At 73.3% G+C, this 19966-nt stretch carries 15 protein-coding genes, 1 tRNA gene and 3 pseudogenes; 9 read left to right on the top strand and 10 right to left on the bottom strand.

Features of this window, described 5'->3' with window-relative positions:
* Positions 1–21: 21 nt before the first annotated feature.
* The 4 genes from ACIRFH_RS15320 to ACIRFH_RS15305 all read right to left on the bottom strand — a co-directional run bounded on the left by ACIRFH_RS15320 (position 22) and on the right by ACIRFH_RS15305 (position 4082).
* On the bottom strand, positions 22–1185 hold the full coding sequence (locus ACIRFH_RS15320) for a CaiB/BaiF CoA transferase family protein (RefSeq protein ID WP_403520605.1): 1164 nt from the start codon (positions 1183–1185) through the stop codon (positions 22–24).
* Positions 1186–1309: 124 nt separating this feature from the next.
* Positions 1310–1888 carry a hypothetical protein gene (locus ACIRFH_RS15315; protein ID WP_403520603.1) on the bottom strand — a complete coding sequence of 193 codons (579 nt, stop codon included), beginning with the start codon at positions 1886–1888 and terminating at the stop codon, positions 1310–1312.
* Positions 1885–3345, bottom strand: a complete 1461-nt coding sequence (locus tag ACIRFH_RS15310) for an ATP-binding protein (protein WP_403520795.1) — start codon at positions 3343–3345, stop codon at positions 1885–1887. Before ACIRFH_RS15310 ends, ACIRFH_RS15315 begins: the two co-directional genes overlap by 4 nt.
* Positions 3346–3392: 47 nt before the next feature.
* Positions 3393–4082 carry a response regulator gene (locus ACIRFH_RS15305; RefSeq protein ID WP_403520601.1) on the bottom strand — a complete coding sequence of 230 codons (690 nt, stop codon included), beginning with the start codon at positions 4080–4082 and terminating at the stop codon, positions 3393–3395.
* 114 nt (positions 4083–4196) lie between these two features.
* Here ACIRFH_RS15305 and ACIRFH_RS15300 point away from each other — a divergent pair, with 114 nt between their 5' ends.
* The 4 genes from ACIRFH_RS15300 (at position 4197) to fdh (ending at position 10573) form a co-directional block, all read left to right on the top strand.
* Positions 4197–4994 (top strand): DUF3152 domain-containing protein, encoded by a 798-nt coding sequence (locus ACIRFH_RS15300; RefSeq protein WP_403520599.1) that lies wholly within the window; start codon positions 4197–4199, stop codon positions 4992–4994.
* A gap of 150 nt (positions 4995–5144) precedes the next feature.
* A complete protein-coding gene (locus ACIRFH_RS15295; protein ID WP_403520597.1) occupies positions 5145–6188 on the top strand; it encodes a 4Fe-4S dicluster domain-containing protein in 1044 nt (347 codons plus the stop codon).
* A complete protein-coding gene (gene nrfD, locus ACIRFH_RS15290) occupies positions 6185–7198 on the top strand; it encodes an NrfD/PsrC family molybdoenzyme membrane anchor subunit (RefSeq protein WP_403520595.1) in 1014 nt (337 codons plus the stop codon). Before ACIRFH_RS15295 ends, nrfD begins: the two co-directional genes overlap by 4 nt.
* A 114-nt stretch (positions 7199–7312) precedes the next feature.
* Positions 7313–10573, top strand: a complete 3261-nt coding sequence (gene fdh / locus ACIRFH_RS15285; protein ID WP_403520593.1) for a formate dehydrogenase — start codon at positions 7313–7315, stop codon at positions 10571–10573.
* Positions 10574–10598: 25 nt separating this feature from the next.
* On the opposite strand, the gene selD is transcribed toward fdh, so the two are convergent.
* Entirely contained in the window at positions 10599–11624 is a 1026-nt protein-coding gene (gene selD, locus ACIRFH_RS15280; RefSeq protein WP_403520591.1) for a selenide, water dikinase SelD, read from the bottom strand.
* Positions 11625–11686: 62 nt separating this feature from the next.
* Between selD and ACIRFH_RS15275 the strand changes: the two genes are divergently transcribed.
* The 3 genes from ACIRFH_RS15275 (at position 11687) to ACIRFH_RS15265 (ending at position 13459) form a co-directional block, all read left to right on the top strand.
* Positions 11687–11784 (top strand) — tRNA-Sec (locus ACIRFH_RS15275).
* Between the two features lie 53 nt (positions 11785–11837).
* Positions 11838–12914, top strand: coding sequence for a YqaJ viral recombinase family protein (locus tag ACIRFH_RS15270; RefSeq protein ID WP_403520589.1), 1077 nt, complete (start codon positions 11838–11840; stop codon positions 12912–12914).
* A gap of 284 nt (positions 12915–13198) precedes the next feature.
* Positions 13199–13459 (top strand): hypothetical protein, encoded by a 261-nt coding sequence (locus tag ACIRFH_RS15265; RefSeq protein WP_403520587.1) that lies wholly within the window; start codon positions 13199–13201, stop codon positions 13457–13459.
* Positions 13460–14364: 905 nt separating this feature from the next.
* Here ACIRFH_RS15265 and ACIRFH_RS15260 read toward each other — a convergent pair.
* Positions 14365–14634, bottom strand: a pseudogene (locus ACIRFH_RS15260) (hypothetical protein).
* A 119-nt stretch (positions 14635–14753) separates the two neighbouring features.
* On the opposite strand from ACIRFH_RS15260, the gene ACIRFH_RS15255 reads away from it, so the two are divergent.
* Both ACIRFH_RS15255 and ACIRFH_RS15250 read left to right on the top strand, forming a co-directional pair.
* On the top strand, positions 14754–15062 hold the full coding sequence (locus ACIRFH_RS15255; RefSeq protein WP_403520585.1) for a hypothetical protein: 309 nt from the start codon (positions 14754–14756) through the stop codon (positions 15060–15062).
* 395 nt (positions 15063–15457) lie between these two features.
* Complete coding sequence (locus ACIRFH_RS15250) at positions 15458–16198, top strand: class I SAM-dependent DNA methyltransferase (RefSeq protein WP_403520583.1); 741 nt, start codon at positions 15458–15460, stop codon at positions 16196–16198.
* A gap of 75 nt (positions 16199–16273) precedes the next feature.
* Here the strand turns inward: ACIRFH_RS15250 and ACIRFH_RS15245 are convergent.
* The 4 genes and pseudogenes from ACIRFH_RS15245 to ACIRFH_RS15230 form a co-directional block, all read right to left on the bottom strand.
* Positions 16274–16992: pseudogene (locus tag ACIRFH_RS15245) on the bottom strand (IS5 family transposase); the annotation flags it as partial.
* A 407-nt stretch (positions 16993–17399) separates the two neighbouring features.
* On the bottom strand, positions 17400–17654 hold the full coding sequence (locus ACIRFH_RS15240; protein WP_403520581.1) for a hypothetical protein: 255 nt from the start codon (positions 17652–17654) through the stop codon (positions 17400–17402).
* Between the two features lie 135 nt (positions 17655–17789).
* Positions 17790–18114: pseudogene (locus tag ACIRFH_RS15235) on the bottom strand (VOC family protein).
* Positions 18115–18176: 62 nt separating this feature from the next.
* Positions 18177–19961, bottom strand: a complete 1785-nt coding sequence (locus ACIRFH_RS15230) for a SelB C-terminal domain-containing protein (RefSeq protein WP_403520579.1) — start codon at positions 19959–19961, stop codon at positions 18177–18179.
* Between the last annotated feature and the right edge of the window lie 5 nt (positions 19962–19966).

Genomic DNA, 19966 nt, shown 5'->3' with positions numbered 1-19966 from the left:
CAGGACCACGCCGAGGCGTCGTCAGGCATCGTGCCCGTCGTCGGCGCGGAACACCTCCTCGGTGTGTTCGCCCAGGTCAGGCGGTGCGAGCCGGTACTGCGCCGGTGTGGCCCCGAGACGGATGGGGTGGGCCACCTGGCGGGTACCCCCGACGTCCACGACGGCCTCGACGCCCAGCCGTTCGGCGTAGGCGAAGGCCTCGTCGAGGGCGTTGACCGGCCCGGCCGGCACTCCGGCGGCGGGCAGGACGACGGCCCAGTGGTCGGCGGCGCGGGTGCGCAGCAGCTCCTGGAGGAGGGGACGGAGTTCGCTCCGGTGGGCGACGCGGTCGGGGTTGGTGCGGAACCGCTCGTCGTCGGCGAGCTCGGGCCGCCCCAGCAGCGCGGTCAGTGCGGCGAACTGGCGGTCGTTGCCGACCGCGAGGGCGATCGGGCGGTCCGCCGTGGGGAACGTCTCGTACGGGGCGATGCTCGGGTGGGCGTTGCCCAGGCGTCCCGGGACGACGCCGGCGGACACGTAGCCGGAGGACTGGTTGGCCATCGCCGACAGCAGTGAGCCGAGCAGGCTGACCTCGACGAGCTGTCCCCGGCCGGTCCGCTCGCGGTGGCGCAGCGCGGCCAGGATGCCGACGACCGCGTGCAGTCCGGTGATGACGTCGACGAGGGCGACGCCGGTCTTGAGGGGTTCCCCGTCGGGTTCCCCCGTGACGCTCATCAGCCCGCCCACCGCCTGCACCAGGAGGTCGTAGCCGGGCAGCGCCGCGCCGGCGCCGGTGCCGAAGCCGGTGACGGAGCAGTAGACGAGCCGCGGGTCGGCGGCGAGGAGTTCCCCGGGTCCGAGTCCGAGCTTCTCCATGGTGCCGGGGCGGAAGTTCTCCACCACGACGTCCGAGCGGGCGATCAGGGTGCGGGCGCGCTCGCGTCCCTCGTCGGTGCTCAGGTCGAGGGCGACGGAGCGCTTGTTGCGGTTGACGCCCAGGAAGTAGGTGGAGGTCCCGGAGGGGTCGGCGGGCGGACGCCAGGCGCGGGTGTCGTCGCCGGTGCCGGGCCGTTCCACCTTGACGACCTCGGCGCCCAGGTCGGCGAGGAGCATCGTGGCGTACGGCCCGGCGAGCACACGGGAGAAGTCCGCGATCCGCACGCCCCGCAGCGCCTGGGTGTCGTCCGTGTGGTGGTCCGTCGGCATGTCCGGGCTCCTCGTCGTCTCCGGTTCCCTCACGCCGGACACGGTGCCACCGGTGGGCGGTCCGCCGACAGGCGGGGTGGCACGGGCGCTTTCCGTACCGGTGCCGTCGGGACGGGCCGGGCGGTCAGCCCGGGGGCTCGGCGGGGGCGGGGAGGGCGGTCGGCAGGCCCGGGCAGTCCTCGCTGGACCGGCCGGCCAGCCGGCCGCCGGGCTGCTCCACGGTCACCTGCGCGCTGCCCAGTTCCGGGTCCTGGCGCAGCCGGGCTCCGGCGACCGTGCAGGCCAGCTGGTCGACGGCCGTGTCGTTCAGCCCGGCGGCGGCCGGAGGCAGTTCGACGGTGACCGACGCCCCGTCGGTCCGTATGGTGGGCGCGGCGCCGGTCGGCGGCAGCTCGGTCGTCAGTCCCCTCTCCCGTTCCCCGGCGTCCGGGCCCTTGAACAGCATCAGTACCGTGTTGCCGAGTTCCGCCCCGCCGGGCAGCGCGCGGGGGACGGCGACCAGGGAACCGCCGGAGACGAAGTACAGCGGGACCGTGGCGACCGGCACGGCCGGGGTCTCCTTCGGCACCGGGGTGGCGCCCGGCGGTGCGAGGACGCCGGTGGCGGGTTCGCCGGCCTCGACCACTCCGGTCGCGGGGATGTCGCAGGCGGACAGGGCGAGGGCCGCCGTCAGCAGGGCCGGCAGCGTACGCCGGACGTTCATGCCCGGTCCTCCTTCGCCAGGTTCCCCGTTCCGTCCGGCGTGCCGTCCTGGCACAGGGGGAGGACGACCGTGAAGACGGCGCCGCCGTCCGGATGGTTGGCCGCCCGGACGGTGCCGCCGTGCAGGCGGACGTTCTCCGTGGTGATGGCCAGGCCGAGCCCGCTGCCCTCGCTCCGGGCCCGGGCGGTGTCCGACTTGTAGAAGCGGTCGAAGACGTGCGGCAGGACGCCGTCGGGGATGCCGTCCCCGCTGTCGCGGACCTCGACGACCGCCTGTCCGCCCGCTTCGGAGTCGTTGCGCTCGTAGAGGCGCAGGTGCACGGGAGGTCGGCCGTGGCGGAGGGCGTTCGCGACGAGGTTGGCGACGACGACGTCGAAGCGGCGCGGGTCGACGCGGCCGCGCAGCGTACCGGGCGCCGGCAGGGCGGTCTCCACGGTGTGGGTCCAGCCGCGGGTGGCGAGGGTGCGCCGTACGGACTCGACGAGGTCGATGTCGTCCAGGTGGAGGGCGGCCGCGCCCGCGTCGAACCGGGAGATCTCCATCAGGTCGTCGACCAGGGCGGCCAGTTTGGTGGTCTCCTCGCTGATGAGGCGTACGGCCGTGGCGGTGTCGTCGTCCAGGCCGGCGGCGTCCTCGTCCAGGACGTCGGTGACCGCCGTCATCGCCGCCAGCGGGGTGCGCAGTTCGTGCGAGACGTCCGCGGCGAAGCGCCGGGCGCCGGCCTCCAGGCGTCGCAGTTCCGCGACCGATCCCTCCAGCGCCTCGGCGGTCTCGTTGAAGGTGCGGGAGAGGTCGGCGAGTTCGTCGGTGCCCTGTACGGCGAGCCGGGTGTCGAGCCGGCCCTCGGCGATGCTGCGGGTCGCCCGGCGCAGTTCCCTGACCGGCCGCAGCACCCCGCGCGCGGCCAGCAGGGCGAGGACGACGGCCAGGGCGAGGGCGGGCACGGTGGCCCGTTCGACGGCGCTGACCAGGGCGTCGACGTATCCCTGCTCGTCGTCCTGGGGGACCGTGAGGTAGACCTCGAGCCCGGAGGCGGGCTCGGCGGTGGAGTACGGGCCGGCGAAGGTGACGGGCATGCCGACGACGAGAAAGGACCGGCCGTCGCTCGTCACGCGCTGGAAGACCGTGACGCGGCGCGAGCGCACGGACCCGCGCATGGCCGGGGACAGCTCGCCGAAGGAGTCACCGGGGTCGGAGGTCGCGCTCGTCTCCCGGTAGACGGCCAGCACCCGCCAGTTCTGGGACCGTCCGCCGCGCGCCACGTCGGCGGCGAACGTCTCCAGGTCGGACCGGCCGGGCGGGAACCGGTAGTTGGGCACCAGGGTGTCGACCCGGTCCCGAAAGCCCTCGATCACCGTGTCCTGGCTCTGCTGGAGAATGCCGGTGCGTGCCTCGCGGAAGGTCAGCGCGCCCGTGGTCACCGTGGCCACGGCGGCGACGAAGGCGAAGGCCACCATCAGCCGCACGCGCAGCCCGCCCAGCGCGCGCAGGAACCCCACCGTCCTCACCGGGGCCCGAAGCGGTAGCCGAAACCGCGCACCGTGTGGATGTGGCGCGGCTGGTCGGCGGGCTCGCCGATCTTGGCTCTGAGGCGCTTGACGCAGGCGTCCACGAGCCGTGCGTCTCCGTGGTAGCTGTGCTCCCACACGGCTTCCAGGAGCTGCTGGCGGCTGAACACCTGGCCGGGCGAGGCGGACAGGGTGAGCAGCAGCCGGAGTTCGGACGGGGCGAGGGCGACGGGCCGTCCCCGGTGGGTGACGGTGAGTCCGGCGCGGTCGATGGTCAGGTCGCCGTGCTGCTCGGTGCGCGGCCCGCCGTGGTCGTCCGGGGGGCCGCCCGCGCGGCGCAGCACCGCCCGGATGCGGGCGTCCAGGACGCGGGCGCGGACGGGCTTGACCACGTAGTCGTCCGCTCCGGCCTCCAGTCCGACGACGACGTCGATGTCGTCGCCGCGGGCGGTGGCCATGATGATGGGGACCTGGTCGTGTTCGCGGATGCGGCGGCACACCTCCAGTCCGGACATGCCGGGCAGCATCAGGTCGAGGACGACGGCGTCGGGCCGGAACGTCCGCAGTTCCCGCAGTCCGTCCTCGCCGGTCGCGGCGGCGGCGACCTCGTGTCCCTGGCGGCGCAGGGCGAGGCGGACGCCCTCCCGGACGGCGCGGTCGTCTTCGATGATCAGGACCCGTGGCATGCGTCCCAGTATGCGTCGGAGCGAACGGGTGTTCGCGCACGGGCGGACGGCTGTTACAGAGTGGTCCACAAGCGGTCCACCGGGGATCACACGGCCGCGGCACGCTGCATGATCATGAACGCGCACCGATCGACGCCCCCGCCGTCCGCCGACCCGTCCCTGCGGCTCAGGCCCGGAAAACGTGCTCGCCGCGGCCCGGGCCGCAGGGCGCCGGTCCTCTGGGCGGGTCTCGCGGCCGCCGTCGTGCTGCTGCTCGCCGGCGGGCTGGCCCTGCAGGGGGGCACACAGGCGTCCGAACGACCCGCCGGCCAGGAGAAGGAGTACTCCCCGGACGATTCGAAGATCCCGTCCAAGGGGCCGGGAACGTTCACCCCCGCCGGCGGCCGGGGCGAGCTGGCCGGTGGGAGCGGGCGCACGCTGACCTATGTGGTCGAGGTCGAGGACGGCATCGGGCTGAAGGCGCCGGACGTCGCCGCCGAGGTCGAGCGGATCCTCGCGGACCAGCGGGGCTGGACGGCCGACGGCACGGTGGGGTTCCGCCGCGTGCCCGACGGTCCGTCCGACTTCCGGGTGCGGCTCGCCACGGCGGCGACGGTGGACCGGATATGCGGCTACTACGGCCTGGACACCGGCGGCGAGGTCAACTGCAACGTCGGCCAGGACGTCATGGTCAACCTCAAGCGGTGGCTGCTGGCCACCCAGTACTACGCGGACGACGTGACGTCGTACCGGGCGCTCGTCATCAACCACGAGGTCGGGCACTTCCTGGGCCACGGCCACGAGGGCTGCCCCGGCCCGGGACGGCCCGCGCCGGTGATGATGCAGCAGATCAAGGGGCTCCACGGCTGCACCGTCAACGTCTGGCCCTACGACGACGACGGCCGGCGCGTCACCGGCCCCCGCGTCGCCTGACGCGCCTCCGCCCGCCGGTCCGGGCCCGAAGGCACCCGTCGGCCGTTTCGGGCGCGCGCGTCCCGGGCACCCGTGCCAGGCTCGGAAGGGCACCGAGCCACCCAGGCTGAGGAACCGGACGCCGCGAGCGGCGGGGCGTGGAGGTACGGCATGACCGAGGAGAGCGCCGGCGCCGCCCCGTCCGGCAAACGCGCGCACCACGCCCACCGGCTCTCCGGGCCGGAGCCGGACGTGGCGGCCGCGGCCGGTCATCCCGATCCCCCGCCCCGCGTCGGCTTCTTCACCGACACCTCCGTGTGCATCGGCTGCAAGGCCTGCGAGGTGGCCTGCAAGGAATGGAACGCCGTCCCGGAGGACGGTCTGCTGCTCACCGGCATGTCCTACGACAACACGCAGGGGCTCGGCGCCGACACCTGGCGGCACGTCGCCTTCATCGAGCAGCGCAAGCCGCTCGGCGGCCAGGAGCCGGGGACGGGTCACGAGAGCGTGGACGTGTTCGAGGCCGCCCGGAGCCTGGGCACCTCGCCCGCCTCCCCCGGCCCCGGTGCCACCGTTCCCCCGCCGGACCGGGCGCCCTCGGGAGCCCCGGCCGGCGGCGTCTCCCCCGTGGCGCCGGACGGGCGTACCGAGCTGCGCTGGCTCATGGCCTCCGACGTGTGCAAGCACTGCACCCACGCCGCGTGCCTGGACGTGTGCCCCACCGGGTCCCTGTTCCGCACCGAGTTCGGCACGGTGGTCGTGCAGGAGGACGTCTGCAACGGCTGCGGCTACTGCGTGCCGGCCTGCCCGTACGGCGTCATCGACCAGCGGGAGGGTGACGGACGCGCCTGGAAGTGCACGCTGTGCTACGACCGGCTCGGCGTCGGCATGGAACCGGCCTGCGCGAAGGCCTGCCCGACCGACTCGATCCAGTTCGGCCCGCTCGACGAGCTGCGGGAGCGGGCGGCGGCCCGGGTCGCGCAGCTGCACGCGGCCGGGGTGACCGACGCCCGGCTGTACGGGGAGAGCCCGGACGACGGTGTCGGCGGCGACGGCGCCTTCTTCCTGCTGCTGGACGAGCCGGAGGTGTACGGGCTGCCGCCCGACCCGGTGGTCACCACCCGGGACCTGCCCTCGATGTGGCGGCACGCGGCGGCGGCCGCCGTCTCGCTCGCCGCGCTGGCCGTCGCCGGTTTCGCCGGGAGGCCCCGATGAGGGGTTCGGACGTCACGCGCGGCGGTGTCCGGGGCACGCGGCCCGGGCGCGACGCCCCGACGGGAACGCACACCGGGCGCCGCCGGCGCCGCCGTGGGCGCGGTGAGCGGCCGGTGGTGCCGGACGCGGAGTTCTCCTCGTACTACGGCAGGCCGGTGCTGAACGAGCCGAACTGGGCGGCCCTCGACATCGCGGGCTACCTCTGGCTGGGCGGGCTCGCGGGCGCGTCGTCGCTGCTGGCGGCCGGCGGGCACGCCACGGGGCGTCCGGCGCTGGCGCGGACGGCGAAGCTGGGCGCGGCGGGCGCCGTCTCCCTGTCGCTGGCCGCGCTGGTCCACGACCTGGGCCGGCCCGCCCGCTTCCTCAACATGCTGCGCGTCGTCAAGCCCACCTCGCCGATGAACATGGGGTCCTGGCTGCTGGCCGGCTACGCGCCGCTCACCCTGGCCGCCGCGGCCTCGGACGTGACCGGCCGCTGCCGGCCGGCCGGGACCGCCGCCACGGCCGGGGCGGCGGTGCTCGGCCCGGCCGTCGCCACGTACACCGCCGTGCTGCTGTCCGACACGGCGGTGCCCTCGTGGCACGAGGGCCACCGGGAGCTGCCGTTCGTCTTCGCCGGTTCCGCGGCGACCGCGGCGGCGGGCCTGGCGCTGGCCGGCGTCCCGTCGGCGCAGACGGGGCCCGCCCGCCGGACGGCGGTGCTGGGGGCGGCCCTGGAGCTGGGCGCCTTCCGGCTGATGAAACGGCGGATGGGCATGGTGTCCGAGCCCTTCGGGCAGGGCAGGGCACGCGGGCTGCTGCGCGCGGCGGACGCGCTGACGGCCGGCGGCGCGGCGCTGGCCGCCGTGGCGGGCCGTCGCCGCGGCGCGGCCGCACTGGCCGGGGCCGCGCTGCTGACGGGTTCCGCGGCCCTCAGGTTCGGCGTGTTCCACGCCGGTGTGGCCTCCGCGCAGGACCCGAGGTACACCGTCGTACCGCAGCGGGAACGGCTTCGGGACGGCACGGGCTGACCGGGCCGCACCGAGCGGGCCCGGGGCCCGCCGGACGGCGCGGCGGAGGATTGGGACGCCGGAACCGGGGCACCCGGGGCCGGCCGAGCGCACCGAGGAAGGGCGGAGGAGAGCATGGGCGTACGCACCTGGATCGACTCCTGGCCGGTCTACCGCCAGCTCAAGGGCACCGACCCCCTGGGCCGCGGCGCCGCCGCCAAGAGCGGGGCGAGCGCACGGCTCACGCCCCGGGTGGCCTCGGCGGACCGGGTGGTGAAGTCCGTCTGCCCGTACTGCGCCGTGGGCTGCGGCCAGAACGTGTACGTCGAGGACGGGCGCGTCACCCAGATCGAGGGCGACCCCGACTCCCCCATCTCCCGGGGCCGGCTGTGCCCCAAGGGCTCGGCGAGCCTCCAGCTGACGACGGGCGGCGCCCGCGAGCACCACGTCCTGTACCGGCGCCCGCACGGCACCGACTGGGAGCGCCTGGACCTGGACACGGCGATGGACATGATCGCCGACCGGGTGATCGAGGCACGGCGCGCGGGCTGGCAGTGGGAGGTCGACGAGACCCGCACCCGCCGCACCCTCGGCATCGCGAGCCTCGGCGGCGCGACGCTGGACAACGAGGAGAACTACCTGATCAAGAAGCTGTTCACCGCCCTGGGCGCGGTGCAGATCGAGAACCAGGCACGTGTTTGACACTCCTCCACCGTTCCCGGTCTGGGAACCTCGTTCGGCCGCGGCGGCGCGACCACCTTCCAGCAGGACCTGCAGCACTCCGACTGCATCGTCATCCAGGGCTCGAACATGGCCGAGTGCCATCCGGTCGGGTTCCAGTGGGTGATGGAGGCGAAGGCGCGCGGCGCGAAGGTGATCCACGTCGATCCGCGCTTCACCCGCACCAGCGCGCTGGCCGACGTCCACGTGCCGCTGCGCGCGGGCTCGGACATCGCCTTCCTCGGCGGCATCATCAACTACGTCCTCGGCAACGACAAGTACTTCCGCGACTACGTGGCGGCCTACACCAACGGTCCCGTCGTGCTGCGCGAGGACTTCCGCGACACCGAGGACCTCGACGGCGTCTTCTCCGGCCTCGACGCGGACAGCCGCAGCTACGACAACGCGAGCTGGCAGTACGAGGGCACGGAGATGCAGTCCGCCTCCGGTGAACGCGACCAGGAGTACGAGGACCGCACCGGCGACGGTGCCTCCGTGTCGGAGGCGGCGCGCGGCGAGTCGCACGGTTCGGGCGGCCCCGACATCGGCGAGGGCGGGATCGAGCGGGACGGGACGATGACGCACCCGCGCTGCGTCCTCCAGGTGCTCAAGCGGCACTACGCCCGCTACACGCCTGAGATGGTCGAGCGGATCTGCGGGGTGCCGCAGGACCTGTTCCGGCAGGTGTGCGAACTGGTCACGGAGAACTCGGGCCGCGACCGGACCACCGCCTTCGCCTACGCGGTCGGCTGGACGCAGCACACGGTGGGCGTGCAGTACATCCGCGCGGCCTCGGTGCTGCAGAGCCTGCTCGGCAACATCGGCCGGCCCGGCGGCGGCATCCTGGCCCTGCGGGGACACGCCTCCATCCAGGGCTCCACGGACATCCCGACCCTGTTCAACCTGCTGCCGGGCTACATCCCGATGCCGCACGCCCACCGGCGGGAGGACCTGGACGCCTTCGTGCGCGGCGAGGCGGCCCGCAAGGGCTACTGGGGCAACATGCGCGCCTACCTGGTGAGCCTGCTCAAGGCCTACTGGGGCGAGGCGGCGACGGCGGAGAACGACTTCTGCTTCGACTACCTGCCGCGACTGACGGGCTCCCACTCCACGTACGAGACGGTCATGGAGCAGCTGGCGGGGACCTGCAAGGGCTACTTCCTGATGGGTGAGAACCCGGCGGTCGGCTCGGCCGACGCCAAGATGCAGCGCCTCGGGATGGCCAACCTGGACTGGCTGGTGGTGCGGGACTTCTCCCTCATCGAGTCGGCGACCTGGTGGAAGGACGGCCCGGAGATCGAGACGGGCGAGCTGCGCACCGAGGACATCGGCACCGAGGTGTTCTTCCTGCCGGCCGCCGCGCACACCGAGAAGGACGGCAGCTTCACCAACACCCAGCGCCTGCTGCAGTGGCACCACCGGGCGGTGCCGCCGCCCGGCGAGGCCCGCAGCGACCTGTGGTTCACCTACCACCTCGGCCGGATCATCCGCCGCAAGCTCGCCGACTCCACCGACCCGATGGACCGGCCGCTCATCGACCTGGCCTGGGACTACCCGGTCAAGGGTGAGCTGTCCGAACCGGACGCGGAGGCGGTCCTCGCCGAGATCAACGGCCACGACGCCGACGGCACCCCCCTGTCCTCCTACGAGCAGCTGAAGGACGACGGTTCCACGGTGTGCGGCTGCTGGATCTACTGCGGCGTCCACGCCGACGGCGTCAACCAGGCCGCCCGCCGCAAGCCGGGCGGGCGGCAGGACTGGGTCGCGGCCGAGTGGGGCTGGGCCTGGCCGGCCAACCGCCGCGTGCTGTACAACCGCGCGTCGGCCGACCCGGACGGCAGACCGTGGAGCGAGCGCAAGGCGCTGGTGTGGTGGGACGAGGAGCAGGAGAAGTGGGTGGGGCACGACGTCCCGGACTTCCCCCCCGACAAGTCCCCCGGCCACGTGCCGCCGCCGGACGCCACCGGCCCCCAGGCCCTGTCGGGCACCGACGCGTTCATCATGCAGGCCGACGGCAAGGCCTGGCTGTACGCGCCCTCGGGACTCACCGACGGCCCCCTGCCCACGCACTACGAGCCGCAGGACTCCCCCTTCCCCAACCTGCTGTACAGCCAACAGCGCAACCCCGTACGGCACCTGCTGCCGCCGCACCCGGACAACCGCTACCAGCCGAGCGCGGGCGCCCCCGGCTCCGAGGTGTTCCCGTACGTCGCCACCACGTACCGGCTCACCGAGCACCACACGGCGGGTGGCATGTCGCGCTGGCAGCCGTACCTCGCGGAGCTGCAACCGGAGTTCTTCTGCGAGGTCTCCCCCGAGCTGGCCGCCGAGCGCGCCCTGGAGCACACCGGCTGGGCGACGATCGTCAGTGCCCGCGGGGTGATCGAGGCCCGGGTGCTGGTCACCGACCGGATGCCGCCGCTGACCGTGCACGGCCGGACCCTGCACCAGGTGGGCCTGCCCTATCACTGGGGTCCGAACGGCTGCAGCACGGGCGACGCGGCCAACGAGCTGCTGCACATGGCCCTCGACCCGAACACGCACATCCAGGAGTCCAAGGCGCTGGCCGTGGACATCCGGCCGGGCCGGCGCCCGAGGGGTCCGGCCGCGCCGGCGCTGGTGCGGGAGTACCGGGCGCGCGCGGGTATCGACGAGCACACCGGCACGGAGCCGTGACGGGCGGGCGGCGCACGCGTCCGGGTCAGCGCAGGACGACCGAGTGCGGCCCGCGGGCGACCAGTTCGCCGATCACGGGCGCCCCCGGCACCTCACCGGCCACGAGCAGCCCGCCGGAGGTCTGGGCGTCGGCCAGCAGGAGGCGGGTGTCGGCGTCGGTGTCCCCGAAGTCGGTGAACGGCGCCACCCACTCCAGGTTGCGCCGGGTGCCGCCGCTGACGTAGCCGTCGCGCACCGCCTCCCGGGCGCCGTCCAGGAAGGGCACCGCGGCGGTGTCGAGCACGGCGGTCACGCCGGAGGCGCGGGCCAGCTTGTGCAGATGGCCGAGGAGGCCGAAACCGGTGACGTCGGTGGCGCAGACCGCTCCGGCGTCCAGGGCCGCCGCGGCCGCGTCCCGGTTGAGGGCGACCATGACGGCCACCGCCTGCTCGAACCGCTCGCCGGTCGCCTTGTGACGGTTGTTCAGCACGCCCAGGCCGAGCGGTTTGGTCAGCGACAGCGGTACGCCGGGCCGGCCGGCGTCGTTGCGCAGCAGCCGGGCCGGGTCGGCGAGGCCGGTGACGGCCATGCCGTACTTGGGCTCGGGGTCGTCGACGCTGTGCCCGCCGCCCACGTGGCAGCCGGCCTCGGCGGCGATGTCCAGGCCGCCGCGCAGCACCTCGCGAGCCAGTTCGAAGGGCAGGACGTCGCGCGGCCAGGCCAGCAGGTTGACCGCGAGGACGGGGCGGCCGCCCATCGCGTAGACGTCGGAGAGCGCGTTGGCGGCGGCGATGCGGCCCCAGTCGTAGGGGTCGTCGACGACCGGGGTGAAGAAGTCGGCGGTGGACACGACGGCCTGTGCGGTGCCGCCGGGCGACGCGGGCAGGGTGACGACGGCCGCGTCGTCGCCGGTGGCCAGCCCCACCAGGAGCGGGAGGCCGCTCGTGGCGGTCCGCGCCCGGGTCAGCGGGCCGAGGACGTCCTCGAGTTCGCCGGGAGGGATCTTGCAGGCACAGCCGCCGCCGTGGGCGTACTGGGTGAGGCGTACAGCGGTCTCGCTCGTCGATGTCATGCCGGTGCTCCTCGGTGGTGACGGGACAGTGGCCGGGTGTCTGTGTAGCCTGGCCGGGCGGTGGAGGCGTGTGGGTGCCTGGTGGCCCTCCCGGTCTTCAAAACCGAGGTGTCCGAGGATCTCGGGCAGGCAGGTTCGATTCCTGTCCGCCTCCGCTCCATCCAGGCTTCTGACCTGCTAAGACTCATAACCCCCACTCCCCATGGCCACACCGTGGCCACACCAAGGGCTCCCGAAGAGGGCGAAGCCGCCTACTGGGGCACCGTCAACGAAGAGAACGTCGTCCGCCGGTGGGCCATGCAGAACCGCAACGTGATCCGCCGCGTCGGCCTCGTCGCACACGTCGACCACCCGCACTGGACGACCACCCTCGACCGGCGCGTCACCGAGTGCCCGCTCGACTCCCACGAGCAGGCCCCGTGCGCACTGGAGACCAAGACCCGCAGCGCGTTCAAGTCCGCGCAGTGGCACGCCGGCGCCTCCGATGACGTCACCGCACAGGTGCTGTGGCAGATCGCCGTCAACGGCTACGAGCACATGCACTACGCCGTCCTCATCGGCGGCAACGACTACCACCAGGGCACCATCCGCACCGACCAGTACACCGACGTCATCGCGGACATCACCACCACGGTCGACAAGTTCTGGTTCGAGCACGCCCAGGCGCAGGTGCCGCCGGGGCCGGCCGGGGACGGTGAGGCGCTGACCAAGCTGTTCCGCCGCCTGCACCCGGCCCGCTCCGGAGCGGTGGACATCGCCCGTCACGACGACGCCCTCGACGCCCTCGACGACTACAACCGCCACCAGCACGCCGAGATGGTCCCGGTCCACATCACCTGGCTCCGCGTCCGCAAGCTCGCCGCCGGGACGCGGCAGGACGGGCGCAGCGATGAACAGCGGAGGCTTCACCGGAATCGGCCTCGCCGGACGCTGGGAGTGCGGCAGCTGCGGCGCCACCGGCGACGGCTGGTACGACGCAGACGACGGCCTCGTCCTGCACGACGAGAACGGGCAGCCCTTCGAGCCCGGCGACCACGACTGCGAGGCGCGGCAGTGAGCGCCGAAGCCCTCGACACCATCTGGGCCCTCGGCCGGGCCTTCGCCGCCTGGCTCACCGTCCTCGCCGCCCTCACCACCCTCGTCCTCTACGCCCTGGTCCTCATCGCCTGGGGCACCGCACGACTCGCCTGGCGCACCATCCGCCGCCCGGACCGCCCCACCTGGGCCCGCGGCCGATACGCCGCCGCCCGCTGGGCCCGACACCGACCCGACTACGAAGAAGCCGCATGACCGCCGGCCACCTCCTCGGCGTCGCCGTCGCTGGCCTCCCGCTCATCAGCCTCGCCCTGCTCGGCCTCGGCCGGACCGGGCGAGCTGGAGACGACCGCTCGCGTCCTCTCCGGCCTTCACCGTTCCGCCGAGGACAACGTCACCCGCGTCATCGCCCTGTACGAGCAGTGGGTCGCGGCCGGACCGCCGCCGCTCGGCACCAGCGTCGCCCGCCGGTGGGACGCCCGCCTCGTCGAACTCCACGACGCCATCCAGCCCGCCGACCAGAGCACGGAGCAGTGACCATGGTCGACACCAGCATCGACGCCGGACCCCAGCCGCCGACTGACGACGACCACAACCCCGCGATCCCCGTCCCCTCTGACCCGCGCCAGCCCGCCTACGACGCCGTGTACGACTACATCCGCCACCTCGGCCAGTACATGCCCCCGGACCCCGTCCACCGCAACGCGCTCATCTGGCACGCCGTCCACGCCGCTCTGGCCGAGACGCCTGTCGGCCGGTGCGTGTCGTCGCACTGCGTCGAGAGCGACCACATCCTCTGAGCACGACGAAGGGGCGCGCCCACAGACCTCCCCAGGCCAGGCACGCCCCGTCCGGTGGCCACACCGTACCCCGTCCCACCAGCACCACGGAGCCCCGATGACCACCGCCTCCACCGCCACCCACCTTCGCACCATCGCGATGCACTGGACCGACCTCCACGACGCCCACCTCCGCGCCCAGGAGCGGGAGCCCCTCCAGATCGGCGAACGTCCCGTCCTCGTCCGGCTGCACATCCTCGACACGATGCGCGCCGTCGAAGCCGCCCTCATCTCGTGCGCCGACGACATCGCGGCCTCCGCCCAGCGCGCCCCGATCTCCGTACCCGCCGCGAGGAAGACGAACTACCGGACGCTCCGCGAGGCCCGCATCGCCGCCGCCGACCGTGAGCGGCAGCAGCAGCCGGCGCTCGCCGACGAGCGAGACCCGCGGCGCCGGCGGTACACCGGCCGGCGCACCGAACAGCACGCGGCCCGCCACCCCGAGACCGGGATAGCGGGCCCGTGCACTGTCGTACGACGGTCAGTTCGCCGACGGCGTGTAGCCCACCGGACAGAGGATCCCCAAGTAGAGGCAGCTGAGCGGTACGATCTCATCGGTGGGCTGGTCGGGGGCAGCATTCACTGGCCCAGCGAGGAGACCAACGAGAGCGAAAGCCCCAATGGTCAAAGCGGCAATGCGGCGCATGCGTTACTCCTTGAGAGGGTCGAGCCATTTCGGTGGCTGGGTGCTCAGCACGGTAGGAAGTTTCCGGGCCAGACAAGGCGAGAGCGTCGAGCGCATCACCCGAACGGGACCGGTGCGCGCACCCGGGTGGCCGGTCCGTGTACGCGCCGGACGAGACGGGCCGACGGGTTGGCGGGAGGACGTGCCGCCGGAAGCTCTGTAGCCGGCGGACCTCCGGCGCCTACTCCGGGTGCCGGGCCGCCTTCTTCACACCGGCCTCTGCGTCGTACCGGGCCTCTCCCTGCTCCTTCGCGTACTCGGTGACCGCGGCCTGTACGTCCCGGGCGAGGTCGCGCCAGGCCCGCCAGGCGGTCTCGTACGTCTCGGTCTGCTGCGCGCTCCACGGTGTCGCGGCGGGCGGCCCTTACTGGTCCCGGAGCTGCTCGACCTGGGCGTGCGCCTGATCGGCGGCGCGCTGCATCTGCACGAGCTCTTCGAAGATGTGTGCCACGTCTGCCGATCGTACGGCGGGCATAACGATGCCCCCACCTCGGCACGACCGATCGAATCCGTCCTGGCTGCGGCGACCGAGGACGCCTTCGGACCGCGGCTGGGTGAGGAGCAGGCTCCGTGACCACTGTCACTCCGACCGGCCGAGGCATGGCGCGCATCCTCACAGCCGCGACCCTGATCCCCCTCGCGAGCATGTGCCCGCTCCTGACCGACGCCCAGCGCGACGGACGAGCCTGCCCCTGGTGCGACGTCTCGGTCACCGCGGAGACCGGCATCGACCTCGGCGAGCGGACACTCCACAGGGCCGCCGCGATCATCCACCCGGTCGCCTGCCAAAGCTGCACCAGCCGTGAGGCCCTCGACGCGTACGTCACCCATCACCGCACCTGCGTGAAGGGGACTGCTGCAGGGTTGGGTGACACCTGACCTGGCTTGCTGACGCGCCAACGCGGTCTGGACTCCTGTCGCTCGAAGGCTGAACTGTGTACCGAGGTCGCTTGAGCGGGTGGTGCAGGTCAGGAGCGAGGCCAGAGACGGATCGAGGCGACGGTGCCGGGGAAGGTGTAGGCACGCCGCCGAACCTGGTGGCTACGGCCCGGGAGGTCTTGAGGCTGTTGATCGTCCACCCGGCTTCGTTCCTCCTCTTGGAGCCCCTGACGGAATGATCTCCGAGGTGATGGAATCGCTCCGGAACTGACGATCCGGGGTGCGCGGTGGATCGGCCGAAGCCGTGGGAAGGCGACGACGAGTGGTGCACGCTGCGCCGCGGAGAACGTAAACGTGTCGACAGCACCCCTCGGCCCCCGGCAAAGTGGCCGTCCGTGACGAGCAGTGAACTGTGGACCCGTGCGACCGCCGACCGTTACGACGCCGAGGAGACCGAAGCGTTTTCGGCTGCCGTTCTCGGACCGGCTCTCGCCTTCCTCACCGAGCTCGCCGGAGACGGCCGGGCACTGGAGTTCGCCATCGGAACCGGACGAGTGGGAGTCCCGCTCCGGGAACGCGGCGTGCCGGTCGTGGGCATCGAACTGTCCGAGCACATGGCAGCGGTGCTGCGGCGCAAGATCGACGAGGACACGCTCCCGGTGGTCATCGGGGACATGGCCACCACCGTCGTTCCCGGTGAGTTCACCCTGGTCTATCTCGTCTACAACACCATCACGAACCTGCTCACCCAGGACGAGCAGGTCGAGTGCTTCCGCAACGCCGCACGGCATCTGGAGCCCGGCGGCCGGTTCGTCATCGAGCTGGGTGTACCACCGCTGCGGTTCCTGCCGCCCGGCCAGGTCGCGGTGCCGTTCGACGTCTCCGAGCAGCATCTCGGCTTCGACACCTTCGACCTGGTCGAGCAGATGCTCGTCTCGCACCACTTCACCCGCGACGGCGACGGCGGTCACTACCGCCGGGAGAACTCCCGACACCGGTACGCCTGGCCGGCGGAGCTCGACCTGATGGCGCGGATCGCCGGGCTCGAGCTGGAACGTCGCGTCGCGGACTGGGACGGGGCGCCGTTCACCCAGGACTCCGCGAAGCACATCTCCGTGTGGCGCAAGCCGGCCTGAGGCCGGCCACCGGGCTGTCGACGCAGGCCGTGCCTGTCTTGAAGCCCCTGTTCGGGAGATCAGACGTCGCCGGCGGATCAGTGCGCATCCGAGGGTGAGAAAGCCTTCGTGGATGTCGTCGCGTATCCCCCAGCGGATCCGCAGGCGGCGGAACCGGTACAGGTGGGCGAATGTTCGCTCCACGACCCAGCGTTGGGCGCCGAGTCCGGAGCCGTGCTCGGTGTCCCGACGGGCGATCAGCGGCTCCACGCCGAGGTCCCGGACGAGGCGGCGGTACTTGTCGTGGTCGTAGCCGCGGTCGCCCAGCACCACATCCGGGCGGTGCCGGGTCCGGCCGCGTTGCCCGCACCGGCGGCACCGCCTGAAGCAGCGGAATCAGCTGGGTGACGTCGTTGCGGCCGCCGCCTGCCAAAGCGGCGAGCGGGGCACCGGTGGCGTCGGTGATCAGGTGGTGCCTGCTGCCCGTCCTGCACCGGTCAACGGAGCTTCGTCCTGTCTTGGCTCCCCTTTCAGTGCTCGGCCAGAAGGACCCCGTGCAGCCGGGGCCGGACTCCGGCCTCGGTCCACTCGGCCGGGCGGCGCCCGCAGGGCGTGCCCGAGCCGAAGCCGGGTTCCTGCGGCGGATGCGCCCAGGCGATCCCCGTGCACGGGACGAACAGGACGCCCTGGAACACCAGCCGACCCGGATGCCGCCTTCGCCCGAGGTGCCGGGGCCGACGCTCCGCCTTCGGTGGCGGCCGCTCGATCACCGTCCACAGCTCGTGGCCGACTTCCCACCGCTCCGGTCGAGCCACTCCACCCCCGCATCACCAGTGCCGGAGGATGAAGACCGGCCACGACCACCCCGCGGCGTCGGCGTCTCGGCTGACGCCGCAGCCCGAGCGGAGTGGGCTCTGGACATTGCGGCGCAGTGCCGGACGTGGGAGCAGTCGCGCGTCCGCGCTGGTCCGGTCGACGTGCACGGTGGGAAAACCGGGCGCCGGTCGCGCACTGCACGAGTGCGGGCGCATCCGGGCGGAGGGCGGGATGATCGCGGTGCGAGCCGGGAGCAGTGACCGCTGCCGGGGCGGTGCCCGTTCGTGGCCTCTCCGGTCGTCACCCCACGGGTGGCCGTGGCGCCTGGTGGTGACGGTCACCGTCCCCTCTGCCGCGACGCCCGAGGTACGGGTGCCCGCCCCGTGAGGGGCGGGCATCCGTGCTGTCAGCCCATCTTGTGGAGTGACCCGGTGAGGGTGCCTTCCTGCTGTTCGTAGTGGGAGAGGGCGAGGCCGAGGCCGATGAAGGTGGGCGCCCATTCGCCGACGAAGATGCCCCACCGGTCGGCGCGGTCGACGCCGTGGGGTTCGGCTTTGAGACTGCACATCCAGGAGACGACGCTGAGGCCGATGGAGGCGACACCGGCGAGGTAGGCGTGTTCGCTGCGGATGCCCATGTCGTGCATCTTCTTGATGATCACGGCTGCTCCGTTCTGTGAGGGTCGGGAATGGAGTTCCACGCCACACATGTACCATTCACACCTTTTACACACCCTGGGTGGGCCGTCGGTGCGACCGACCGCAGCAGGCCGTCTCCTCGCCGTCCCGGTGGATGTTCAGCCGAGGCAGAACTCGTTGCCCTCGATGTCCTGCATGACGATGCACGACTCGTCGTCCTCGTCGGCGAGGAGGCTGCGCACGTGCACCGCGCCGAGCGCGACGCGCCGTGCGCGTTCGACCTCGAGCGTGGCCAGGCGCTCCTGACCGACGAGCCCCGTGCCGACGCGCACGTCGAGATGCAGCCGGCGCTTGACGGTCTTGCCTTCGGGGACGCGCTGGAAGAACAGTCTCGGCCCCACACCCGAGGGGTCACTGCACGCTCACCACGCGCTCCGGTTCCGCACAGTCGAAGGTGACCCGGAACTGTCTGATCACTGACATCGGCGCACCCCGGCAGAGGGCTGTGCCGCTCCTCCCCGGCCGAGGGACCGAGCTCCGCCGGGTCAACGTGGGTCGTCGGCTGGCCGGCAGCGTCGGTGCCGGTCGTCCACCCGTTCCGTCAGCCCTCGCGCGTCCAGGTGCTCCAGCAGGGGTACGGCCACCCTGCGCGTCGTGTCCAGGGCGCGGCGGGCCTCACTGAGGGTGAACGGCTGTGGCAGGCGGGCCAGGACCGCGGCGGCCCGGGTGTCCGCGCCCGGCAGCAGCACGAGGGAGTCGCCGACCCGCAGGAGTACTCCGGCGGCGACGGCCGCTGCCAGTGCCTTGCGGGTGAGGCCGAGTTCCGTCAGCCGGTCCGCCTCGGGTGCGCGGAAGGGGGCATGGGACAGGTCGTCGCGTACGGCGTCGACGGCCGCGCGCAGGGCCGGGGACAGGGTGGGCGTGGCGTCGGCTCCGTACAACCGGCCCTGGCGGTGGTGCAGTTGTCTGCCTCCGGGGGTCCGGGCGAGGGCGTCGATCAGCAGCCGGTCGGGCAGGCCGAGCAGGTGGCGCGCGGCCTCGGCGGGCAGGCCCGGCTCCATCGGGTGCCGCCGGGCGTGCCGCTCGACCTCCTCGGCGAGGCGGGCGCGCAGCCGTGTCCAGTGGCCGGCGTCGGCCAGCCAGTCCCCGGCGACGGGCTCGGCCGGCGGGGGTACGCCCATCGCCAGCAGTTCGCCGCGTCGTACGAGCCGACGCCGCCGCAGTTCGGCGGTGCCGTCCGGGCGTCCGGTCATCGCGGCCAGTTCCCCGGCGCGGGCACGGCCGGCTCCGCGCCGGGTCAGGCGGGGCGGACGTACGTCGAGGACGGTCACCGCGCAGGGGACACGGGTGCCGCCCGGTTCGCGCAGGACGGCGCGGTCGCCGACGCGCAGGGGCAGCGGGCGGGCGAGGGTGAGCCTGGCCGTGTCCTCGCCGAGGGGGCGGACGGTCACCGGCACGGCGGCCGTCCCGATGTGCAGGGTCGAGGCCCGGGGCAGACCGGCGACCGGTTCCCCGGTGACGCGGACGTCGATGAGCGCGGTGAGCAGCCAGCGGTCCGGTGACAGCAGGACCTGGCCCCGGCGCAGGGTTCCGTCGACGGCTCCGTGCACGTCGACCGCCACGCGGGCCACCCCGCTCACGGCGGCCCGTTCCTCGTGCAGGCACTGCAGCCCGCGCACCCGCACCGGGGCCGTGCCGTCGCCGGTCAGCAGCCGGTCGCCGACGCGCAGCGTGCCCGCGCCGAGCGTGCCGGTGACGACCGTGCCGCGTCCGCGGACCGTGAAGGCGCGGTCGAGCCACAGCCGTACGTCGGCATCGGCCGGCGGCACGGGCAGGGAGCGGACCATCCGCCCCAACGCCTCGCGCAGCTCGCCGAGTCCGGCGCCGGTGACGGAACTCACCGCGACGGAGGGCACCTTGCCCAGGGAGGTGGCGGCGAGGCGTTCGACCGCGTCGGCGCGTACGGGCCCGGGGTCGGCGAGGTCGCTGCGGGTGACCGCGAGGACGGCGTGCCGTACGCCGAGGGCGTCGACGATCGCGAGGTGCTCCTGCGACTGCCGCTGCCAGCCCTGGTCGGCGGCGACCACGAAGAGCACGGCGGGCACCGGCCCGACGCCGGCCAGCATGGTGGCGACGAACCGCTCGTGCCCGGGCACGTCCACGAAGGCGAGGTCCCCGTCGTCCTCGGTCCGGGTCCAGACGAATCCGAGGTCCAGGGTGAGCCCCCGGCGACGCTCCTCCTCGTGACGGTCGGGTTCCATGCCCGTCAGCGCCCGCACCAGGGCGGACTTGCCGTGATCGACGTGACCGGCGGTGGCCACCACCCGCATGGCCG

Origin of the sequence: Streptomyces sp. NPDC093586, assembly GCF_044764905.1 — a bacterium.
GTDB lineage: Bacteria > Actinomycetota > Actinomycetes > Streptomycetales > Streptomycetaceae > Streptomyces.
The sequence above is the reverse complement of the archived record's forward strand: the minus strand, read 5'-3'. Positions and strand labels throughout refer to the sequence as shown.

Bases quoted from the DNA above. Each gene is read 5' to 3' on its own strand.
- ACIRFH_RS15320 (WP_403520605.1), bottom strand. From the start codon at position 1,185: ATGCCGACGGACCACCACACGGACGACACCCAGGCGCTGCGGGGCGTG.
- ACIRFH_RS15315 (WP_403520603.1), bottom strand. From the start codon at position 1,888: ATGAACGTCCGGCGTACGCTGCCGGCCCTGCTGACGGCGGCCCTCGCC.
- ACIRFH_RS15310 (WP_403520795.1), bottom strand. From the start codon at position 3,345: ATGGTGGCCTTCGCCTTCGTCGCCGCCGTGGCCACGGTGACCACGGGC.
- ACIRFH_RS15305 (WP_403520601.1), bottom strand. From the start codon at position 4,082: ATGCCACGGGTCCTGATCATCGAAGACGACCGCGCCGTCCGGGAGGGC.
- ACIRFH_RS15300 (WP_403520599.1), top strand. From the start codon at position 4,197: ATGAACGCGCACCGATCGACGCCCCCGCCGTCCGCCGACCCGTCCCTG.
- ACIRFH_RS15295 (WP_403520597.1), top strand. From the start codon at position 5,145: ATGACCGAGGAGAGCGCCGGCGCCGCCCCGTCCGGCAAACGCGCGCAC.
- nrfD (WP_403520595.1), top strand. From the start codon at position 6,185: ATGAGGGGTTCGGACGTCACGCGCGGCGGTGTCCGGGGCACGCGGCCC.
- selD (WP_403520591.1), bottom strand. From the start codon at position 11,624: ATGACATCGACGAGCGAGACCGCTGTACGCCTCACCCAGTACGCCCAC.
- ACIRFH_RS15265 (WP_403520587.1), top strand. From the start codon at position 13,199: ATGGTCGACACCAGCATCGACGCCGGACCCCAGCCGCCGACTGACGAC.
- ACIRFH_RS15230 (WP_403520579.1), bottom strand. From the start codon at position 19,961: ATGCGGGTGGTGGCCACCGCCGGTCACGTCGATCACGGCAAGTCCGCC.